Raw genomic sequence first — 21,314 nt, 5'->3', positions numbered from 1 at the left:
TTAATGTTTTGACAGTCATTACTATATGTTTTAGTTATTTAATAATTATTTTTTTAGAACGTGTCTCTTTTTGGGTTTGAAGCTTTACGATATAGACTCCAGGAGCTATTTTTGGGGTCATAATTTCATTAACTCCATTTCCTTTAAATGAGGTTTTAAAAATGTTTTTTCCTTGTATAGAGTAAATGTTTACTTGAGCCGTTTCATTTTGTATACCCGTAATTCTAAGATTGTTGTTTTGTAGCGTATATATTTGAATGTCTTTAACATTTAAATCGTTATTAACTACAATTTTAGAGGTGTTGGTATGCAGGTAAAAACGACCGATACCTTGCAGTGCAGTACTTACTTTAGTCTGGTAAGAAGAATGAGCCTCATCTAATCGAGTAAAGGTTTGTGTTAGCCTATCTTCTAGATATAGATGTAACCCATCAGGTAAATTACTTACCTGTGCTGTAAAATCGATTTTTTGGCCGGCATCGGCATTGACCCCTACAGGAATGACCATATTCTCAAAATCGCTATCTGGTAACGATTGAATGGCATATGGTTTTCCTGTATCGTTGGTTAGTAGGTGCGTGTAAAGCGAAAAACTGTTATCTGCTCCACCAAAAAGAGTGCTATCGTAGCCATTGTCAAACCCTGTTGTTTTTTCGGAGATATAAAAGATTTTGGTGTGTCGTGTAATACTTCCATTATACATGTTGAGTCGAACCTCAGGTCGAGTAATGGTATTAGAGGATCTGTTAAAGACATCGCTTGTTTGATGACTCTGCATATTCTCTGAAAAATTAATTGGATTAGGGATAGACCCTATCTCAAGAAAAAACCCTTGACCTGGAGCGATGTATCTAGCTGGATCAGTTTGATTTATTGTGATGTATTGTGCCTGATTTTGATCCCAAAACCAAAGAGATTCTTGAGCTAATACGGAGCTGTTATGTGTTAATATATTATTTGTTGCATCTGCATGGCTGTTTGCAGGTAAATATGAAGGGTAAGGGTTCCCTAATATATAAAAACCATCAGGAGGAGCCACCGCACCGAAATTTCCGGTTTTTAATGCTCCTGTAAAAGAAAGATCCCCAGGAGCGTCTAATTTTACAGCAAACCCCCATCCGTCAACACGGGTGGTGCTAAGAGTTCCAGTTGTTATATATGTCCATTTATTACCTGTATTGGTGACCGCATCATTATAGTATCCGATTCCTATATTTGTCCCTGACCCTTGTGCAAGGGCATTATCGTTGTTTATATCGGAGTATGAAGAACCTTCTACTGGAGGAGATACGAGATACCAATTATTTGTAGGTAAATTTCTTTTGTAAGTAAGCTGAACTCCAGTGGCATTCTTCGCAATAAGAGAACTGCCAGACTCCATGGTAATGGTTCCGTTATTGGTAATGGTACCTGTTACCGTTAAGGCGGCACCAGAAAGGATATCCATACCATTTACTGTAATGTTTCCTGTAGCCGTAGGAGTATTGGTTGTTTGATAAATAGTTGCTTTATCAGAAGCGCCAGGTACTGCCCCTTTACTCCAGTTTGTGGCCGTATCCCAATCTGTATCGCCACCCATCCATCCAAAATTGGTGTTTTTATGCCAAAACAGTCTAGCAACGCCTGAAGCACTTGAAGAGAGTACGATATCAGAATCTCCATCACTATCCAAATCTCCCACAATTACATGGCTGAATTGAGCAGGTATTGAACTGCTATGCTCTGTAAAACTTTCACTGCCATTGTTTTCAAACCATAGTACAATTCCAGAATTGTTATATGAGGCTATGACATCTTGATCTCCATCTCCATCCAAGTCGGATACATCTATATTCCTGATATCTGCACCGGTATTATTATCTTTTATTGATGTCTTTGTAAAGCTTTGGCTTCCATCATTTCTAAGCCAACCTATTGCGATAGGAAATCCTACTAAAACTTTATATACGATATCCAAATGCCCGTCATCATTAAGGTCAGCAATTTTGATGGAAGTGAACCATACGGTTTCCCTAAGTAATATGTGTTGAGTAAATCCCAAACTACCATCATTTTCATGCCATGATAAATTAGAGCCATCACCACTAAAATCATCTTCTCCAGTTGCAAAATCGATATCGCCGTCTCCATCTATATCAGCCATGTCAAAGATTATTCCTTCACTAGCACCTATTACTCCTGTAACCAATACATTGTTGGTAAAAGATTGAGTACCATCATTACGAAGCCAATTAAGAGTTCCACCAGAAGTCCTTTCGTGGTAAACAATATCGAAATCTCCATCTTGATCAACATCAATAATTTTGGGGATAGATTGAATACTACTACTAATAGCAGTAAGAGTAAGCAACGTGCTCTTTTGAGAGAAATCTCCACTTCCATCGTTCTGATACCATACAATTTTCTCGCCAAACGCTACAATATCTCTATCTCCATCCTTATCCAAATCTACTATGACAACATTTAGCAACTTAGTATCTTCGCCAGTATTTATTGTATTCTTCGTAAAATTTTCATTTCCATCGTTTTCGTACAAATACACCGCATCATCAGGATTAGAAACCCCAACGATATCCATATCACCATCACCATCAATATCGGCAAGATCAAATCTCTCTATATCGCTGGCTGCATCGATAGTTATTTCGGGTGGAGTGATACTTTTAAATAAGTTGTTGGCATCAGTTTCAGTAACAAAGGTGAAATAAATGGGCTTTGTTAATGGGTTACCTCCAGTGTCCGTCAGGTTAGCAGTAAGAGACACTGTAATCTCTTCTGCTGCTTTAAAATCGGTGGTAGGATTAAAGGTAATGGTAGCAGTGCCTCCTCCGGTAAAAACCCCCTGAATGATTCCCGTTCGATTCCCAGCAATGATAATGTTTGTACTGTTTACTGTAGCTGCATCTGTATTGGTGTTAAATGTTAAAACGATGTCAGCGCTTCGTGAAACGCTGTTTGCGTTTTGGAAAGGAGTAGAACTGGCAAAAGTTAATTGAGCATACGTATCTAAGGAGCTCATTAATAAACAGGCAACCATTACTATTTTACTAGCAATAGAAGAAATGTACAGCGTAATGTTTTTAATTCTCATAGTGTTGGTTTTATAAATTAAATTTTTATGTATTGGGTATGGTTATGCTATAAATGGTTTTTTTAAATGATCACGAAAAGAGGATGTTATAAATAAAGGGGGCATATAACCCCTGCTTTCCGTGATTTTGAGCTAGAAATACAATATTAGTTGCCAAACAACTTTAAAGATTAACATCTTAAAGCAGCTCTTTTTATTTTTAGCTTTTTCTTTAGACAATAGGGGTTCGATATGTTGTATAGCTAGCTTTAAAAAAGCTAGTTATAACTGTGTTACTATTTTGACAATCATTTGTATCTGTTTTAATTATTTAATTAGTATTGTTTTCATTTTATTGAAGCTCGCCGTGAGATGTTAAAATCCTGACCCTGGAGGATCAATGCTGCTGGCTTGTGCCTTTTTTGGTGATAATAGGAGATACGTGCCTATAGCAGTCAAAGCAGCATATTTTCCGTAGCTACCTATTTTTTTTAGCGCAAGATTACGAGAAATTGACTCTTCTTTTTCCGTAATGTTTGACGTTGATTTTTTCATATTGTTCCTTGTTTATTACGATTTCTTATAAGCGATTTTGGTATACATTTTGTTAAGAATGCATCTATTCAATACTCATTACCTCTATAGCGTTAGAAGCTTAAGTTTGATGAACTTTAAGACTGTGTTTTGGAAAATTGTGCACCGTATATATATGAACTGGCACACCTATTTTTTTGTTCTTAATAAAACTACCTCCCACAATGTTTTATTTACTTTTTAACAAATTCAACTACCCACAAAAGTGGATGTCGCTTTAAAAGTTTTAAAAAGATTGCATTACTTTTTTAAACTCTGTTGTAAAACTATTTCAAAGGGTTAACATAAAAATGGGTGTAAGTACTACTTTTTGGCGATGTCATAACATATTTGGTATCTTGCATTGAGGAAACATTGTGAAAATGATGATGACATAAAAAACCGATCTACAGATGTAGATCGGTCAAAGGTTAGGTAAGTAATATATACACCACATTTTTTCACCCCATGTAAGTATAGCGCCCCCTCAGACGACTTACCTTAAATAACCTTTCTTACAATTTTCCCTAAACAGAAAGTTTAATAAGGTTCGTATAAATCAAAATAACAACAAAAAAAATAGCAGAGAATGGGTGTTAACACCCAAAATATAAAAGTGTTTTTGATGGTAGGTTTGAGTTTTTTAGGAGTATAATCCAGTTCTAAAAAGGACTAGTTTAAAGAAGGAAATGTAATTGAAAATACAGTGCCTTTGTTTATTTTAGAATCGATGTTTAATGTTCCTTTTAGATATTTTACCCTTTCTTTGATCGTTTTTAAACCGAGTGTTTTAAAGTTTTTATATTTTTCAAAAGAATTAAACCCCTCTCCATTGTCTTTTACGCTTAAAACAACTTGTTTACCTCTTGCTTTTAATTCAACTTTCGCAGAAGTAGCATTCGCATGCTTAATTATATTAGAAAGGCATTCTTGTATTATTCTAAATACATTCAGTTTTTGAGAAATGGTTAAAAGTGTATCCACGTTTTCTATATCTCCAAATATATAGGTCTCTTTGTAACTGTCGTCGAGTTGTTGAATGAGGTTTTCAGTCGACTTTTGCAGCCCTATTTCTTCAAGCTGATATGGGTGTAGTAATTTCGAAATAGCTCTCATCTCTTCAATAGCAGAATTGATGAGAGATTCTTCCTGCTCCTTTTCATCGCTAATAATACTGTTTTTTATCAATAACAACGTTTGCCCTAGGCTGTCGTGAAGATCTTCTGAAATTCGTTTGCGCTCTTCTTCTTGCGTAATCAATAGCTTTTGAGAGTATTCCTCTTGCGCTTGTTTGTCTTTTTTAACTTGTTTCCTCTTTACGACAAGAAGAACAACAAAAAACAGTGAAAGCAATGAAATACCGCCTAAAGCGATTATTTTAGTTTTTGCTTGATTTTTGGTATCTAAAATCTCAATGTCTTTTTGTTGCGCTATGATTTCTTTTTCCTTTTTCTCTGTCTCAAAGATGGTCTGATAATATTGATAAAGCTGTTTGTTTTTAACTGAAGCCAATGAATCTTCCAGGATTGTTTTTTTCTCGAAATAGTCTAGTGCTTGAGCATAATTTTTCTTCCAAAGATTAACTTTATATGAAAAATCTAATATAACTGCGGTTCTTTGCTGATAGCTGCTTTTTTTTGATTCCTTTAAAAGATTAGTCAGTATTTTGCCAGCTTCATCATACCTGTCAATAGAGGCTAAGTAAGCAGCTTTTGTTCTTAAAAACCCTCTAGTTTTCTGTGTGGTAAATGGTGTTTTGTTAATAATATTTTCTAATGTGTCTAGATATTTTTTAGCCACAGAAAGTTGTTTTTCTTCAATAGAAAGTTCACAGAGATCAGAATAGGCAGCTACAAGTATTGAAGGGTTTTCTATGTCACCATATTGAATACTTTTTAACAATGCTTTTTTTCTTTTTGCAGGTTCTTTAAGATTATAAAGAGCATTAGACAGCATATAATAGTCATTAGCGAGTTCGGCTAAAAAGTTGGTTTTTTCCTTACGATCAATAATTTCAGAAATTTTTTCAAAAGACATTTCTGACATTCCTATGCTCGTATAAATTGAAGCATTTTCCGACAAGGCCTGAAAGTATAACGTTCGTGCAGAGGGAAGTGTGTCTTCTATCTGCTCAAAAAACTTAGATGATTTGATATAATCTTGTGTAGCCAAGCCATATTGACCCATAAATTTTTGAGTTTTTGCTCGGTATAAATATGCTAGTCCAATACTATTAATTTCGATAGGACCGGTGAGTTTGAATTTCTGAATAGCTTTTGTAAAAAGTTCCTTACTTCTTTTCAAATCAAAATACACTTGATGGAAACCTTCATAGGAGTATAATTCTCCTATTAATCGGGTTTTATCTACTTTCGACTCGAACCCTTGTAGTTTTCTTAAAATGGCCATGGCTCTTTCAGATTGTTCTTTTGTTTTGGCAATATTGAAGTAAATACTCGGCACAATTTTCATGGCTGTTTCATATGCTTCATATTTTAGCGCCAAATCGACGGTCTTTTCGAAAAAACTAATATGTCTTTTTTTATCAATAAAGGATTTTATAGAATCAAAAGATTTAAAAGTTACGGTTCCATTGGAAGTAGTATCTAATAGGTTCGAATAAAATTTTTTGTCTGGAACAAACTCTTGATCTTGAATAGCATTGGCAAAAGAAGAGGTGTACGCAAAAAGTAAAAATAAAAAATGAATGTAGAACTTTCGTGAACTCATAATGAAAAATAGTTTAAAAATAATTGGAATGAGCTAGGAGTTCCTTTCAAATGTACACAATAAAACTGATTTGTTGTTATCTTTTGCCAATAACTATTTTACAAGATGCCTTTAAGGCAAAATTTTTAATAATTGATTAGATGCTTGTTTTTTTGCACCCATATGAGTAGTGAATTGGTTACATGAGAAAGTTCAAGTTTTAGAATGATGCTGCCTCTATGCTTTTCAACTGTTCTCACAGAAATAAACAAAAGTTCGGCAATTTCTTTATTTGTTTTGTGTTGTGAAACAAGTTTTAATACTCGCAATTCTTTTTTACTCAAGTTTCTAAGAATGTTTTCATTTTCATCAGTAAAGTTCAGATAACTCTTAAGTTTATCATTGAAGTATGGAATATTGTTTTTTACCGAAATTACACAATCTCTGATTTCTTGTAAAGCAAATTCTTTTAATAAATATCCATAAACATTGTACTTTTTTGATTCTGTATAGAAATGCATCTGCTTGTGCAAAGTGATAAGTATTATTTTGGTTTTAGAGTTGTGTTTTTTACACATTTTTGCAATTTCTATTCCCGTTAGGTAAGGCATCTCCACATCCAATATTGCAATTTCTGGTTTTTCCTTTATAATAAAATTAAACGCAGCTTGCCCATCAAAAGCGGTTCCAATTACTTGTATATTGTTTTCCTCAAGTACATTTTTTATGCCTTTTACAATTATAGGGTGGTCGTCTGCAATAAAAATTTTAATCATCATATGTCGTAAATATAATTGAAAAACTCTAACGGAAATTAATTTTAGAATTTAAGTTGTCTCAGAAGAAAGCTGAATTTAGTGGCATAAAGTGCACAATTTTAGAGGTCAGTTTATAAAAATAATGAAAAGTATAATGGATGGATTGTACTCGAAATGGATTTGAAGGAGTACTCTTGTTCCCCGGATTGAGGTAAAGCTTTTACAAGACGGTCCTTCAGGCCAAACGAATGAAATGAGCCAATCCCATTTCCGTATTCATTTCTGATTTTCTTTAACTAATCAGTTTTGCCAAAATTGAATTCATATGACGTACTTTGATTCATATTAGTAGATGACGGGATAGTGTACGTAAAAGTAAATCTATAAATGCCTTGAGTTTCTGTGCCAATAATATTAAAATTCCACCAGTTATTTTTTAAAGATCAAATCTATAATTCACTTTAAGCGCTATTCCCCAATTTGTTCTAACGATGTCTTTATTGAAATTGTCAGAAATCACTACATATATATAAGACAACGGTTTATATTCCCATTGCAATCTTGTATTCACATTAAAGTTATCGCGTTGCGTGTTATACTGAACATAGGTTGTCCAATTTAAACGGTTATTAAAAAATACTTCTCCTGTAAAACGTGTTAAGTGAAAAGTCTCTTTACCCAATACATGTAAGTCTATAGTATTAACATCGTAATTCAGTTGTAAATTTGCAAATGGTAATAACTGATAGTTTAGATATGCGCCAGCGGCAGCTCTCTTCCCATTATAATAATTTCCTTTTTGGAAGTTAACACGATACCTTAACTTTTGATTGTTGGCTGAATTATAGCCAATTTTTAATATTCCGAAGTTATAGGTGCCGGGTGATAATACGTTTCCATTTCTCAAAGGATCGAATCCATAAACTAAGTGTATATGATCATAGGTATACACATAATAAACAGCAGATAAATCATTAAAAAACAACGCTGAATTTAAGAAATGTGAGGATTGCATTAAAGCACCATTCATGCTAAAATAATTATCATTGTTATAGTTAATGATTCTAAATGAGTTTAATTTGTGTGATTTGTCATAAAATTTTTCATATTCAATTCCTGCAGTTGTTTGATAATACCCCTCTCTAATAATTTGGTCGTTTACAGCATCATAGTTATATAGCCTTGGCGTAAAACCAACGTCCGTAATATAATTTTCATCTACTTGCTTTAACGAAGCATTCCATGATAAACCTCTAGTATTATACCAAACACCTGCATGGTAAAATTTGTTATCTCCAGAGATACCATCGGTACTACTTTTTGCCATATTTGCCAAGGCAATCCATTTGTTGTTGTTCGATTTAAAGTTCAAATTAACACCAAAAACGCGATTAAAATTATCTGATGCTTGACGGTTTACCAAGAAACCTGTTGATGTAAAATTTTTAGACAATTGCTGTTCTGCAACAAATACTCCAAAGTTTTGAGCTGGGTTTAAATCCTCTTCATTTGTCTGCACATTCAAAACTCCAAGCCTAGTTTTTGGAGAGATATTACCTGATAGTTTTAGCCCAAACTTTATGGAGTTATCGGCACCAATTCTTCTAGAATAAAATGGATTAACCCCTTGTACTCCTAGATTAGAAAACAAATCGGAATTCTCTATAAAAAAGTTTCTTCGTTCAGGAAAAAAAACAGAAAACCTGGTTAAATTGGTTACCTGCTGATCCACATCTATTTGAGAAAAGTCTGGATTTATGGTTGCATCTAATTTTAAGGATGATGTTACATTATATTGTACATCTAAGCTGGGTGTAAATGTGTTGTTCTTTGAGTCATTTAAAACATCCCTTTGTAGATTAGAAGTAATTGACGGTGTAATCGTAAACTTAGATTTAGAGGCTTTAGGTAAATTTTCTACAGTAAAAGTTCTTGTAAACCGTAAATCAAATGTTAGGTAATTTCTACTCAGATTAGTTAGAATAGTCCAAGAATTATTTTTAATATCCCTTACGTAAAACTGAACTCCAAATTCTGAATTCTTATTTGAAATAGTTAACGCTTTAAACGGAATTGCTATTTCAACTATTTTCTGAGTCCCTTTAACCGTCGTCTTAGCTTTCCAAATGGTACTCCAACTAAAGTTTAACCCGTAACCTGTATTTACTTTTTCTACTAGAGCATCTACTTGGGTTCCGTATGCATTTACTGCAAAAAGAGTACCATTTTGCTGTTGATTTTGAGTATCTAACACCATAACAAAAGCATCACTAATACCAATAGATACATCTCTTTTTAAAGAACTCACTTGTCTCTTTTCTGTGGTGTCATTGTAAATAGCACCTACATAAATAAACTCTCCGTCGTGGAAAATTTTTACTGAAGTTTGGTTTTTAGCCAATCCATTATCGGTAGGTAGCAAATTATGAAAGTTCGTATGCTCATCTAGTTGATTCCAAACAGATTCATCCAGGTTTCCATCAACCTTGATTTTTGAATTTATAAATTGAATTGTTGAGTTCTGCGCTGTTAAACCAACCACTGTAATGACCGTAAAAACTGAAAGAATAAATTTCTTCATTACTTCTGATTGTCTGTTCTGGTGGCAGTTTTACTAATAATTTTCCACTCTTTATCAAACTTCTTGAGTAAGAATAGGTCTATATATACCCATTTTCTTTCTGGCCCTGCAATTTCTACTTTAGCTATTGCAATGTCTTTCACAACTTCAATGGCCAATACCTTTCCATCACGTCCGTTAAAAACTCCTTTCTTTCTATTTTTAAAAAAACCAACATATTCTTTTGGAGTATATCTTTTAAAGACCCCATCTCTACCTGTTAAATATAAGGTTGCATCTTTTGTGAAAGCACTTTCTAACAATTCTAGTTTGCTATATGAACTTCCTTCTATATACTTTTGAAGCGTTTTTTCTACCAACGAATTTTCCGATTGTGCTTGCGCAAAGTGAACTGCTAAAAGCATGGTAACTACTACTACGATTTTTCTCATGATTCTAATTTTAGATTTTGAGCAAATCTATTTTTAGAATCGAAAAAAAAGATGAGAAGTTATAATTGAAATATCCAGAATTATAATTTCAGACACTATTATTAAGAATAAAGCTTTTTATACTCTGACGGTGTCTGCCCAACAATCTTCTTAAATGTTGCATAAAATGTAGACTTGGAGCTAAACCCAGCTTCAAAGCCAATTGCTTCTAATGTAAAAGTATTATTCTCCTTCAGCAGCTTTTTTGCTTCCTCAATTCTACATTCATTAATAAATAAAGCAAAGCTTTTTCCTAAATTATCATTTAATAACTGAGATAATTTATGTGACGATATATGTAAATGTAAAGCAATATCATTAAGCTTAATATTTGTATTTCTATGAAACTGTTTTTGCTTCATTGCTTCATGTAATTTTGTAATCAGCCGCTCAGCTTCATGAGTTTCAATTTTTTTTGACTCATATTTTTTCGGAATATCTTTAAAAATGGTCTCTCTATTTTTCTTAAACATAAAGAAGAAAAACAACCCGTAAAAAACAACAGAAAAAGTTAATGTGCCTATCAAGTATAGCCAAAAATACCCAATTAAATAGGCCAAGTAAATGAGAAGATTCCCTATAAAAACGGCTACTAACCACAATTCAGAAGTAGTGCATTTAACCTCTTTATTAAAGATCTTTAGAAAGATGTTTTTTAATATATAGGCCGAAATTAAAATATAAGCACCCCAAACCGTGTATATAAAAATCACAAAACTTCTCCAAAACTCAATATTGCTTCTATACGGTTTAATAATGCCAACAATTACCACCATTGACAATAAACTTAAAAGATGTATTTTCCACGTAGTAGGAATATTTTTTCTATTCTCTACTGAAGATTTTAAATAATAAAATAAAGAAACCCCAATTAAGAAACATGCAGATAAACCTATTTGCATAATTAATAAATCTTTGGTTTCACTAAATAATGAATATACCGATTTACCAATTCTTATGGTTAGCATTAATACCAAAAAACCAAACAATCTATTTTGAGTACGTTTTCGCTTTTCCAAAAACAAAAAATACATGCTCACTAAAAAACCATTAAAAACACCAAGCGAGCTTAAAAAAAATATAATTGGATTTTCAAAAGTCATATGTAGCTATATTGAGTTTCAAAAATAGCAAAACGCTCGGAATATTACCGAGCATTTTGTTAATCCAAAGTTAAAAGTATTTCCTAGGGAGTTGCAATGAACATGAAAATGTTAGTTATTGCGTACCAACCTATTTTGCAAATACAAATACCTGGCATAATTTTTCCATCGTTCCGGTGCATATTCATAGGCCTTCTTAAAACTTTCGGTAGCTTTCTTCTCATTTTTCACTTTCAAATAATACTCTCCTAGGGCTAAATGACCTTGCCAATGTGTTGGGTTTCTTTTGATGTTATCGAGCAGAATACCGTAGGCTTCTTCTTTGTTGCCGTCCACTAAGTACTTTCGCAAAGCATAATAATAAATACCAAAACCTTGAGTTTCTTGTAAAGCTAGTTTTTTCAGTGCCTCTCCTTCTTTTATCTTACCCATGGCAATTAATACATCAGCTTTTAATAGTTTTGAATACGGTTTGTGATTATATCTTCCGACCTCCATGGCTAAAGACTTGTCAATCCATTGCATGGCTGCTGCTTTTTTTGAGGGATCTTTTCGTAAAGTGTATTCGGCTAGTGATTGATAATCGGCTGGCGTTTTCTTTTCTTTTTTAAGTATATCATTAATAGCATTGGACAGCTCGTCTACGGTAATTGTAAATCCAGCTTTGATTCGTTCCCAGGCGAGTTCCACTTTTGCGGAAGAAGCGGTTCTGTCTACAAATTCATATCGTAACCATTCCTGATGTGGATATGGTTCTGTTTTTACTTCAACTCTTACTATATCGTTCTCTGGTTTATAATTAAAGGCTCCCCAGGTTTTTCCTTTAGAAAAGATAAAGGTCCACTTCTTTTTAGAGACCAATACCACCAAACCATAAGAACCAGCTTTCAAGGGTTTACCTTCAATAAGAACATCGTGTTGGAATGCTATAATAGTACGTTTATTCGCTCCAGCACGCCACGGATATTCCACACCATCTACGACAAAATCGTAAGGAACGATACCACCAAAGATCTTACGACCATTGACAAAAGGACTGTGATAATCGATACTAACCTCTGTAGTACCTATAGTGCTCATAATTTTTTGATGTTTACTCTTGAGTGCCGCAGCACCGACATCCTGAGCATGAATAGGTATTGAAAAAAGAAAACCAACAATGAAAAGAAGATACGTTTTGACCATGACACGAATATTTAGAAAACCTAAAATTCAATAAACAAGTGTCTAGAGAAAAAACAAGTTGATGCAATTTGGTGCAATGTAATGCAGCAAGTGAAAAGCACTGCTAATCACGTTGTCCAATATCTTCAATAGTATCCGTCTTAACAGGTGTAGAGACGAATTTATGGAATTTCAAGTTGTCAATAAAAAGAAGCACGCTCAACGTTAATATTAATGAGATTACTACTATTCGTAGCATAAAGAAATTAGCATCGGATTCCACACCTCCATCAAGAATAGTACTTTGTGTTAAAAAATAGGCTCCAAATAGACCAAATATAAATAGGGGGATGGAAAAAATAAAGTCACTTATACGCAAAAATGTATAGAGCCTAGACTTTTTAAAAACACGCCTCCGAAACTTTTGAATAGTATATAACATACTTAAACAAGAAAACAAGGTCAAGTGTACTGGAATTAAAAGAGTCAGGTCATTCTTTAGCTTTGTTAGGAAGTTGTAATTTGTAAGTTCATCATGCAAAATAAAACAACCGAATACCAAAATAGCAGCCGATAAAACTAACGTAAAGATTCGCATAGCCTTTTTCATCTGTCAAATATAGAAATAAAAACTACCTGCACATAACTGCATGTTTTCCTTTATGGAATTCACTTTAAATACCAATAAAACACATTGTGTTAGTATCTACTTTCCCTTAGCGTTCGTTATTTGCAGCGCCCGGTTTTTTTAACACAGTTTACTACCGGACTTTTAGGAGCATTACAGCAAACCTCGAAACCATCTGAACAGGTCACACATATTGTTCTGACGTTGTTTGCGTTTAACATGGTTGTGGCTGTAACTTCGATTCCTAGAGGTTCAATGGTATTTTCTTTGGGGTTTCTACATGCGTAGCAGGTTAAAAGGACGAAGAAAATTAAAAGGACATTTTTCATAATAGTTAGATTTAGTTCGTAGTACTGGTTTTGGGATTGTAAATCATTGTTTTACAGTAGTCTAAGTTACTTAACTAAAGCCTGTCGTCATTGCGATAAATGCCGTTTTGAAATGTGGTTTTATGCATAATACTTCTAATCTGAAGTAAATAAGGTTTAAGTAACAAATTGAGATTTCTATTGAGATAAATAACTAAATAATAACCCCACAATTCCACCACTTTTCTTATGCCAGATTTCCCAATTGAACTACCTTTGTAGCAGTAAAACAAAGGCAATGAAAACCAATAGAAAACTGACACTTTCCAGAGAGGAAATGAAGACCTATGGCTACAAAGTGGTTGACACTATTGTGGAACATTTTGATACACAACATACCAAGAATCCATTCTCTACAGCAAGTAGAGCAGAAATGGATAATTTGTTTTTAGAAGAAGCTCCAGAACAAGGAAGTGATCCGCATGACGTATTAGACTTTGTAACGGAAAAAGTACTATCTGAAATCAATATTGCCTCACATCCAAAATTCTATTCCTTTGTACCTGGGCCTAGTAACTATATTAGTGCCATGTCGGATACGCTGGCTACTGGATTCAATGTGTTTTCAGGAGGTTGGGTAGCATCCGCAGCAGCGGCCGAGTTAGAGATCATTACCATTAACTGGTTACTAAAACTGTTTAAGTTTCCGGTGAAAAAAGGGGGAGGAATTTTTACCAGTGGAGGTTCCATGGCAAACCTAACGGCTTTGGTAACCGCACGTAGACAGAAATGCGGAGACGATTTCTCTAAAGCGGTGATCTATATGTCAGATCAAACCCATTCATCCAATATTAAAGCGATCAGAACCATTGGTTTTAGAAAAGATCAGGTGCGCATTATTCCTACCGACCTGGAGTTTAAAATGTCTTTTAATAAATTAAAGAATGCCGTAGCTAGAGATCAGTTAGCTGGCTTGCAGCCACTTTGTATTATTGCGAATGCAGGAACCACAAATACAGGAACGGTAGATGACTTAAGAGAGATCTCTAAAATATGTAAAGCAGAAAACATGTGGATGCATGTTGATGCAGCTTATGGTGGTGGAGCTATCCTATCAGAAAAAGGAAGTAAGGCATTACGCGGTATTGAAAAAGCAGATTCGGTAACCATAGACCCACATAAATGGTTCTATCAACCTTATGAAATGGGGTGCTTATTGGTGCGTAACCACAAATGGTTGAGTGCCACCTTTAGTGAGAAGCCGGAATATTTAAGAGATATAGAAGGAAACGAATCGGAGATCAACTTTTACGATCATGGCGTACAATTAACACGTCGTTTTAGAGCCTTAAAGTTCTATATGTCTGTAAAAACATTTGGACTAAAATCTTTCCGAGAAGCCGTGAGCTATAACATTGAATTGGCGGAAAAAACAGAAGCGCTGATCCGAAAAAGTAAAAACTGGGAAGTCATTTCTCCAGCTACCTTGGCAGTGATCAACTTCAGATACAATCCGATCGATAAAAACCTATCGGAAAAAGAGTTGGATGCCATCAATCAGAAAATATCACACAACGTAACCAACTCAGGAGAAGCTGTTTTGGTAACCACCCTTTTGCAAAACCAGGTGGTGTTGCGCATGTGTTTGATCAATCCTAGAACATCCATACAAGATGTGAAGGACACATTGAATTTATGCGTTTCGTATGTGCAGGAATAGGTTTAAAATGAATCTCATAAAATAAATTTGTTTATTCCATTTTAATACTTAGATTTGTCCAGTAACACAATGACAATGAATTTACACCACGTTTGGCAAGGTTTCTATTTTTACTTTTATTTTTTAATAAGAGGAGAGGCTTTGTAATGTGTTGTTAACAAATAATACTATCAAAAAAAGTCTCGATTTATCGAGACTTTTTTTTGTTTATAGATGAACGAAAAAATAGCCATACAGGGAGCACAAGGTTCCAATCATCATAAAGTAGCACAGTTGCTTTATGGAAATGACACGCCCATAGAAGAGTGTTTGTCGTTTGACGCCTTGGTAGATCAGTTGCTTAATGACACTGCTCAAAAAGGGGTGATGGCCATTGAAAATACGATTGCAGGATCGATCATTCCTAATTATGCATTGATCGATCAAAATGATTTGCAGATTTGTGATGAATACTATTTACCTATTCATCACCATTTAATGGCATTACCAGGGCAAAGCATCCTGGATATTAAAGAAGTATGTTCGCACCCAATGGCTTTATTACAATGCAAACAGTTTTTGAAGAAGCATCCGCATATCAAATTAGTGGAAGATGTCGATACCGCAGCCGTGGCAAAAAGAATCGGTAAAGAACAGTTAAAAGGAGTCGCAGCGATCGCGCCAAAAATAGCGGCGGAGTTATTTGGGTTAGACGTTTTAGAGGATGAGATTCAAACCATAAAAAACAATGCAACCCGATTTGTGGTATTGCAAACCAGAGAGCAACCAATCCAAGATTTTAATAAGGCTTCTCTGAAGTTTGAACTAGATCATAAAAGAGGAAGCTTGGCGGCCATGTTAAATGTAATGAGTGATTGCAAATTGAATTTAACAAAGATCCAATCGCTTCCAAAAATAGAAACGCCTTGGAAGTATGCATTCTTTGTAGATGTTACCTTTGATAGGGTGGCAGATTATGAAAAAGCAAAAGCAATTATAGAGATCATGGCGGAAGATTTAAAAGTATTAGGTACATATAACAACGGAAGGCCCTCATAAGGAGTTCGTTTGAGCACAGCATAAAGATGAAAGCAGCAGAAAGATTAAGACATATTAAAGAATACTATTTCTCCAAAAAATTAAGAGAGGTACGAGGCTTGGCAGCACAGGGAAAACCCATTGTCAATTTAGGGATCGGGAGTCCTGATTTGGCTCCGCCAGATTCAGTGATCTCAGCATTGAAAGAAAGTTTACAAGAAACCGAAGCACATAAATATCAGAGTTATCAAGGAATACCTGAATTTAGAGATGCGATCGCTAGTTTTTATCAATCTAAATATCAGGTGAACCTTAACATGGAAAGCGAGATTTTACCGCTAATGGGTAGCAAGGAGGGCATTTTGCATATCTCTATGGCTTTTTTAAATAAAGGTGACGAAGTACTAATACCTAACCCAGGATATCCAACCTATACTTCGGTAACGAATTTAGTGGGAGCTACACCTGTTTTTTATGAATTGTCAAAAGAAGGAGATTGGCAGCCTGATCTTGATGCATTAGCGCAGCAAGACCTTTCGAAAGTGAAACTCATGTGGGTCAGTTACCCACATATGCCAACGGGTGCAAGAGCGAAAAAAGACACATTTGAGAAATTAGTTGCTTTTGGAAAGCAACATCAGATATTGATCGTCAATGACAACCCATATAGTTTTATCCTAAATGATGCTCCGAAAAGCATATTGGAAATACCAGAAGCCAAAGAGATTTGTTTGGAATTGAATTCCTTAAGCAAGTCGTTTAACATGGCAGGATGGAGAGTTGGAATGGTATTAGGCAGCGAAGAGCATATCAATGAAATACTGAAAGTAAAAACACAAATGGATTCCGGAATGTTTTATGGCATCCAAAAAGGAGCTGTTGCTGCCTTGCAGTTAAAGGATCGTTGGTTTAATAAACAGAACAAGGAATACCAGCAAAGAAGAGCATTGATCTGGGAACTCGCTTCAGCATTAAACTGTACTTTCGATAGAGAAACTTCAGGATTGTTTGTTTGGGCAAAATTACCTGAAGGAAAAAAGTCGGAAGAAATGATAGATGAGTTGTTATATCGGAAAAGCATTTTTGTGGCACCAGGTACAGTTTTTGGAAGTCAGGGAGAAGGATATATTCGTTTTTCGTTATGTGTCCCAGAAGAACAGATAAAAGAAGCAATTAATAGAATATAAATGCCATTCTGAACTTGTTTCAGAATCTCACAAGATATGAACGTATATACAATAGGTGTCGGACTAATAGGAGGAAGTTTTGCTCTGGATATTCAGGAGCATTATAGCGATGCGCAGATATTCGGAATCGATGCAAACGAATCCCATCTGCAGGAAGCGAAAGAGTTAGGCGTGATTCATCATACAGCGAGTTATGAAGATTTGCCAAATGCAGACGTAGTGATTGCCGCTATCCCTGTAGATGCAGCAATGGAAGTTATTCCTAAAGTATTGGATCTTTGTAATGACAATACCCTGGTCTTTGATGTTGGATCTACCAAAAGTAAAATAGCACAGGTCGTTAAAAATCACCCTAAAAGACGTAATTTTTTAGCGACCCATCCCATTGCAGGAACTGAATTTTCAGGACCTAAGGCTGCATTGAAAGGATTGTATAGAAATAAGACTAACATTATCTGCGAGGTGGAGAAAACGGCTTTTAAATTGCAGGAAAGAGCCTTGGAGATCTTTCAGAAAATGGGCATGCGCATTCGATATATGGATGTGGTTTCGCACGACAAGCATATAGCATATGTATCGCACCTATCACATATTAGTTCGTTTATGTTAGGAAAAACAGTAATAGAAAAAGAAAAGAACGAACGCGATATATTTGATATGGCTGGTAGTGGATTTGAATCTACTGTGCGATTGGCAAAAAGTTCACCTGCCATGTGGACGCCAATTTTTGAACAAAACAAAGAAAATGTAATTGAAACATTAGAAGAATATATCAGTAATTTAGAGACGTTTAAAAGACTGATGCAAGATGGAAAATTTAATGAGGTGTATGAAGAGATGCACAACACAAATCATATAAAGAATATACTAAACGGAATACAATAATTTGTAGCAGATAAGACAATGAAGAATACAAAAGAATTAAAAACATGGGTCAATAACTTCGGACTAGAACATCCGTTGGTAATTGCTGGACCTTGTAGCGCGGAGACGGAAGATCAAGTAGTTAAAATCGCCGGAGAGTTAAAGAATACGGATGCTACAGTATTGAGAGCGGGTATTTGGAAACCTAGGACTCGACCAGGAAATTTTGAAGGTGTAGGAGCATTAGGTTTAAAGTGGATGCAGACTGCTAAGCAAGAAACAGGAATGTTAACAGCAACAGAAGTTGCGAATCCGAATCATGTAGATTTAGCATTAAAGCACGATATTGATATTTTATGGCTGGGAGCAAGAACTACGGTAAGTCCTTTCATAGTTCAAGAAATAGCCGATGCTTTAAAGGGAACCGATAAGATCGTATTGGTAAAAAATCCGGTAAACCCGGATTTACCATTATGGTTAGGTGCCATTGAAAGACTACACACTTCCAATATTGAAAAGTTAGGCGCGATCCATAGAGGGTTCTCGACCTATGAAAAAACGAGGTATCGAAACAATCCAAACTGGCAAATTCCGATTGAGCTACAAAATCGTTTTCCAGACCTTCCTTTGATCTGTGATCCTTCGCATATTGCTGGGAGAAGAGATATCATTTTTGATATTTGTCAAACTGCCTTAGACCTAAACTTTGATGGGTTGATGGTGGAAACACATTACGACCCAGATAACGCTTGGTCTGATGCAAAACAACAAATCACACCGAAAACATTAATTCAGATGATGGTGGATCTGAAAATCAGAAAAGCAACGGATACGGAAGCTGAATATAGAAATTCATTGAACACCTTAAGAACTCAGATCGATGTGGTAGATCATCAATTGATCGAGATGTTAGGGAAAAGAATGAAGGTAGCAGATAGTATTGGAGAACTTAAGAAAACGAAGAATGTAGCGATCCTACAAACCAAACGTTGGAATGAGATTTTAGGAAAGATGATTCTTGAAGGGGAATCTCAAAATTTAAGTGAAGAATTTGTGCTGAAGATTTTTAAGGCGATTCATCAAGAGTCGATCAATCATCAGGAAAAGATTATGCAATCATAATAAAAAAGCCTCTGCATTCGCAGAGGCTTTTTTTATATTAGTTTGTTCTTTTAAAAACGTATCGTGTTACATAGATTCCATTGCTATCTCCTTTACCACCAAAGCTCTCTACACCACTGTTTACAAAAGCTAGCTCCCAGCCTTCTTCAGCCATAGCATTGATCTTAGAATCCACTAAAGCATCATTCGCAGCGATATTTTGAAAACGAATTCCTCCTAAATTAAAGAAGTTCAATAGTTTCGTTTCTTCAAAATTCTTTACACGAATACCACTACGGCTAGATTTGTTTCTTTTGTCTTTCTTTTTATCACTGGATCTGGTAGAAGTATAATCTCTATAATTCTTAACCTCTTCTGCAGAGATCATTCTAGAACGACCAATTCCACTGGGTATGATAGACTCAACAACAGTAATTGTTTTGTATTCAACTTTTTGCTTTTTCACTGTAAATGAAAGTGCGATAAATGAAATCACAACTAGACCACCTAATAATAATTTTTTCATGATATTTGTTTTTGATTAATGAAGTTTAAAGGTAGCCAAAAATGATGCCAAAATTTTAAAAATGTTTTATGACCGGAGTTGTATATAAATCTACTGGAAGTTGGTATTGGGTGAAATCGGAGGATGGAAGGCTACATCAGTGCAGAATAAAAGGGAAATTTCGGTTAAAAGGAATTAAAAGTACCAACCCTGTAGCTGTTGGAGATCGGGTTCATTTTGATCTGGAGAAGAAGGGTGATGATGAAGTTGGAATTATTACTTCAATCATAGACCGGGATAATTATATCGTTCGTAAATCGGTAAACCTTTCGAAACAAACCCACATCATAGCCGCTAATGTGGACATCGTTTTCTTACTGATCACGATCAATAATCCACCTACCTTTACCACGTTTATAGATCGTTTTTTGGTTACTGCCGAAGCATATTCAGTGGAAACTGTGTTGGTTTTTAATAAGATCGATACCTATGAAATTGAAGAAAGAGCCGAAATATTGTACCTGCGGGATATTTATGAACCTATCGGTTATACCTGTATAGAAGTATCGGCAACCGAAGGAAAAAATATTGATAAGATCAAAGAGCTGATGAAAGGTAAGATAAGCGTCTTTGCTGGGCATTCGGGTGTAGGGAAATCTACTTTGGTAAATGCCATTGAACCTAGTCTTGATTTAAAAACTAAGGAAATATCAGATCAGCATAAGCAAGGACAGCATACTACGACGTTTGCTGAGATGTTCGACCTTAGTTTTGACGCTAGAATTATAGATACACCAGGGATTAAAGGATTCGGTGTGGTAGATATGGAAAAAGATGAATTAGGGGATTATTTTCCAGAATTTTTTGCACTGAAAAGCGAATGCAAGTTCAATAACTGTATCCATATAAAAGAACCACAATGTGCAGTTAAGGATGCCTTGGAGCATGAGGAGGTTGCCTGGTCTAGATATAAGAGTTACTTGCAAATACTGGAAGGAGAGGAAGAAAATTTTAGAACAGATAATTGGGATAACGAAGAAGAATGATAGCCGTAATTCAAAGAGTGTCGAATGCAAGTGTTACTGTAGAAGGTGATACCGTTGCCGATATTGGCAAAGGGTTGTTGATTCTATTAGGGATTGAAAACTTGGATACTGAAGAAGATATTCAGTGGCTTTCTAAAAAAATAGCAAACCTCAGAATTTTTAATGATACCGCTGGAGTTATGAATACTTCGTTACTGGATATTGATGGTGATGCTATTGTGGTGAGTCAATTTACGCTACAGGCGTCTACAAAAAAAGGAAATAGACCCAGCTACATAAAAGCAGCAAGACCAGAAGTTGCCATACCTTTGTATGAATCATTTCTCGGTCAATTTGAAAATGATCTGGGAAAACCAATCCAGAAAGGACAATTTGGTGCCGATATGAAAGTGAGTTTACTGAATGATGGACCTGTAACTATAATAATTGATACAAAAGATAAAAAATAATTTCCATGGAAAATAAATTTACTATATATTTGCCATGGAAAATAAATATAAACTATTAAAC

General features: G+C 35.0%; 17 protein-coding genes. 7 read left to right on the top strand and 10 right to left on the bottom strand.

The genetic code is table 11. The features are described from left to right. Nucleotides 1-34 precede the first annotated feature (34 nt). From RQM59_RS08590 to RQM59_RS08550, 9 genes are all read right to left on the bottom strand, one after another. A complete protein-coding gene (locus RQM59_RS08590) occupies nt 35-3,091 on the bottom strand; it encodes an FG-GAP-like repeat-containing protein (RefSeq protein ID WP_349241694.1) in 3,057 nt (1,018 codons plus the stop codon). 354 nt (nt 3,092-3,445) lie between these two features. Then, nucleotides 3,446-3,625, bottom strand: coding sequence for a hypothetical protein (locus RQM59_RS08585; protein ID WP_349241693.1), 180 nt, complete (start codon nt 3,623-3,625; stop codon nt 3,446-3,448). Nucleotides 3,626-4,315: 690 nt separating this feature from the next. Beyond that, nucleotides 4,316-6,373, bottom strand: a complete 2,058-nt coding sequence (locus tag RQM59_RS08580; protein WP_349241692.1) for a sensor histidine kinase — start codon at nt 6,371-6,373, stop codon at nt 4,316-4,318. Nucleotides 6,374-6,498: 125 nt separating this feature from the next. Then, nucleotides 6,499-7,131 (bottom strand): response regulator transcription factor, encoded by a 633-nt coding sequence (locus RQM59_RS08575; protein WP_349241691.1) that lies wholly within the window; start codon nt 7,129-7,131, stop codon nt 6,499-6,501. A 415-nt stretch (nt 7,132-7,546) separates the two neighbouring features. Beyond that, nucleotides 7,547-9,691 carry a DUF5916 domain-containing protein gene (locus RQM59_RS08570; protein ID WP_349241690.1) on the bottom strand — a complete coding sequence of 715 codons (2,145 nt, stop codon included), beginning with the start codon at nt 9,689-9,691 and terminating at the stop codon, nt 7,547-7,549. Next, nucleotides 9,691-10,122 carry a nuclear transport factor 2 family protein gene (locus tag RQM59_RS08565; protein WP_349241689.1) on the bottom strand — a complete coding sequence of 144 codons (432 nt, stop codon included), beginning with the start codon at nt 10,120-10,122 and terminating at the stop codon, nt 9,691-9,693. Before RQM59_RS08565 ends, RQM59_RS08570 begins: the two co-directional genes overlap by 1 nt. A gap of 101 nt (nt 10,123-10,223) precedes the next feature. Then, nucleotides 10,224-11,264, bottom strand: coding sequence for a helix-turn-helix domain-containing protein (locus tag RQM59_RS08560; protein ID WP_349241688.1), 1,041 nt, complete (start codon nt 11,262-11,264; stop codon nt 10,224-10,226). Between the two features lie 111 nt (nt 11,265-11,375). After that, nucleotides 11,376-12,449 carry a DUF2911 domain-containing protein gene (locus RQM59_RS08555; protein WP_349241687.1) on the bottom strand — a complete coding sequence of 358 codons (1,074 nt, stop codon included), beginning with the start codon at nt 12,447-12,449 and terminating at the stop codon, nt 11,376-11,378. 103 nt (nt 12,450-12,552) lie between these two features. Continuing rightward, nucleotides 12,553-13,038 carry a hypothetical protein gene (locus RQM59_RS08550; RefSeq protein WP_349241686.1) on the bottom strand — a complete coding sequence of 162 codons (486 nt, stop codon included), beginning with the start codon at nt 13,036-13,038 and terminating at the stop codon, nt 12,553-12,555. Between the two features lie 624 nt (nt 13,039-13,662). On the opposite strand from RQM59_RS08550, the gene RQM59_RS08545 reads away from it, so the two are divergent. The 5 genes from RQM59_RS08545 (at nt 13,663) to RQM59_RS08525 (ending at nt 19,274) form a co-directional block, all read left to right on the top strand. Next, nucleotides 13,663-15,084: a pyridoxal phosphate-dependent decarboxylase family protein gene (locus tag RQM59_RS08545; RefSeq protein ID WP_349241685.1), complete on the top strand. Its 1,422-nt coding sequence runs from the start codon at nt 13,663-13,665 to the stop codon at nt 15,082-15,084. 213 nt (nt 15,085-15,297) lie between these two features. Next, nucleotides 15,298-16,122: a prephenate dehydratase gene (locus RQM59_RS08540; protein WP_349241684.1), complete on the top strand. Its 825-nt coding sequence runs from the start codon at nt 15,298-15,300 to the stop codon at nt 16,120-16,122. Nucleotides 16,123-16,148: 26 nt separating this feature from the next. Continuing rightward, nucleotides 16,149-17,288, top strand: coding sequence for a pyridoxal phosphate-dependent aminotransferase (locus RQM59_RS08535; protein WP_349241683.1), 1,140 nt, complete (start codon nt 16,149-16,151; stop codon nt 17,286-17,288). Between the two features lie 36 nt (nt 17,289-17,324). Beyond that, nucleotides 17,325-18,173 carry a prephenate dehydrogenase gene (locus RQM59_RS08530; RefSeq protein ID WP_349241682.1) on the top strand — a complete coding sequence of 283 codons (849 nt, stop codon included), beginning with the start codon at nt 17,325-17,327 and terminating at the stop codon, nt 18,171-18,173. Nucleotides 18,174-18,191: 18 nt separating this feature from the next. Further along, nucleotides 18,192-19,274: a chorismate mutase gene (locus RQM59_RS08525; protein WP_349241681.1), complete on the top strand. Its 1,083-nt coding sequence runs from the start codon at nt 18,192-18,194 to the stop codon at nt 19,272-19,274. A gap of 37 nt (nt 19,275-19,311) precedes the next feature. On the opposite strand, the gene RQM59_RS08520 is transcribed toward RQM59_RS08525, so the two are convergent. After that, nucleotides 19,312-19,779 carry a hypothetical protein gene (locus RQM59_RS08520; RefSeq protein ID WP_349241680.1) on the bottom strand — a complete coding sequence of 156 codons (468 nt, stop codon included), beginning with the start codon at nt 19,777-19,779 and terminating at the stop codon, nt 19,312-19,314. Nucleotides 19,780-19,847: 68 nt separating this feature from the next. Between RQM59_RS08520 and rsgA the strand changes: the two genes are divergently transcribed. Together rsgA and dtd are read left to right on the top strand one after the other, a co-directional pair. Next, nucleotides 19,848-20,804, top strand: a complete 957-nt coding sequence (gene rsgA / locus RQM59_RS08515; protein WP_349241679.1) for a ribosome small subunit-dependent GTPase A — start codon at nt 19,848-19,850, stop codon at nt 20,802-20,804. Next, nucleotides 20,801-21,253 carry a D-aminoacyl-tRNA deacylase gene (dtd, locus tag RQM59_RS08510; protein WP_349241678.1) on the top strand — a complete coding sequence of 151 codons (453 nt, stop codon included), beginning with the start codon at nt 20,801-20,803 and terminating at the stop codon, nt 21,251-21,253. Before rsgA ends, dtd begins: the two co-directional genes overlap by 4 nt. Nucleotides 21,254-21,314: the final 61 nt, after the last annotated feature.

The sequence above is a fragment of the Asprobacillus argus genome, assembly GCF_032248395.1.
Lineage (GTDB): Bacteria > Bacteroidota > Bacteroidia > Flavobacteriales > Flavobacteriaceae > Polaribacter > Polaribacter argus.
The sequence above is the reverse complement of the archived record's forward strand: the minus strand, read 5'-3'. Positions and strand labels throughout refer to the sequence as shown.

Bases quoted from the DNA above. Each gene is read 5' to 3' on its own strand.
- RQM59_RS08560 (WP_349241688.1), bottom strand. From the start codon at position 11,264: ATGACTTTTGAAAATCCAATTATATTTTTTTTAAGCTCGCTTGGTGTT.
- RQM59_RS08545 (WP_349241685.1), top strand. From the start codon at position 13,663: ATGAAAACCAATAGAAAACTGACACTTTCCAGAGAGGAAATGAAGACC.
- RQM59_RS08540 (WP_349241684.1), top strand. From the start codon at position 15,298: ATGAACGAAAAAATAGCCATACAGGGAGCACAAGGTTCCAATCATCAT.
- RQM59_RS08580 (WP_349241692.1), bottom strand. From the start codon at position 6,373: ATGAGTTCACGAAAGTTCTACATTCATTTTTTATTTTTACTTTTTGCG.
- RQM59_RS08565 (WP_349241689.1), bottom strand. From the start codon at position 10,122: ATGAGAAAAATCGTAGTAGTAGTTACCATGCTTTTAGCAGTTCACTTT.
- RQM59_RS08550 (WP_349241686.1), bottom strand. From the start codon at position 13,038: ATGAAAAAGGCTATGCGAATCTTTACGTTAGTTTTATCGGCTGCTATT.
- RQM59_RS08520 (WP_349241680.1), bottom strand. From the start codon at position 19,779: ATGAAAAAATTATTATTAGGTGGTCTAGTTGTGATTTCATTTATCGCA.
- RQM59_RS08585 (WP_349241693.1), bottom strand. From the start codon at position 3,625: ATGAAAAAATCAACGTCAAACATTACGGAAAAAGAAGAGTCAATTTCT.
- RQM59_RS08530 (WP_349241682.1), top strand. From the start codon at position 17,325: ATGAACGTATATACAATAGGTGTCGGACTAATAGGAGGAAGTTTTGCT.
- RQM59_RS08525 (WP_349241681.1), top strand. From the start codon at position 18,192: ATGAAGAATACAAAAGAATTAAAAACATGGGTCAATAACTTCGGACTA.
- rsgA (WP_349241679.1), top strand. From the start codon at position 19,848: ATGACCGGAGTTGTATATAAATCTACTGGAAGTTGGTATTGGGTGAAA.
- RQM59_RS08575 (WP_349241691.1), bottom strand. From the start codon at position 7,131: ATGATGATTAAAATTTTTATTGCAGACGACCACCCTATAATTGTAAAA.
- dtd (WP_349241678.1), top strand. From the start codon at position 20,801: ATGATAGCCGTAATTCAAAGAGTGTCGAATGCAAGTGTTACTGTAGAA.
- RQM59_RS08590 (WP_349241694.1), bottom strand. From the start codon at position 3,091: ATGAGAATTAAAAACATTACGCTGTACATTTCTTCTATTGCTAGTAAA.
- RQM59_RS08555 (WP_349241687.1), bottom strand. From the start codon at position 12,449: ATGGTCAAAACGTATCTTCTTTTCATTGTTGGTTTTCTTTTTTCAATA.
- RQM59_RS08570 (WP_349241690.1), bottom strand. From the start codon at position 9,691: ATGAAGAAATTTATTCTTTCAGTTTTTACGGTCATTACAGTGGTTGGT.
- RQM59_RS08535 (WP_349241683.1), top strand. From the start codon at position 16,149: ATGAAAGCAGCAGAAAGATTAAGACATATTAAAGAATACTATTTCTCC.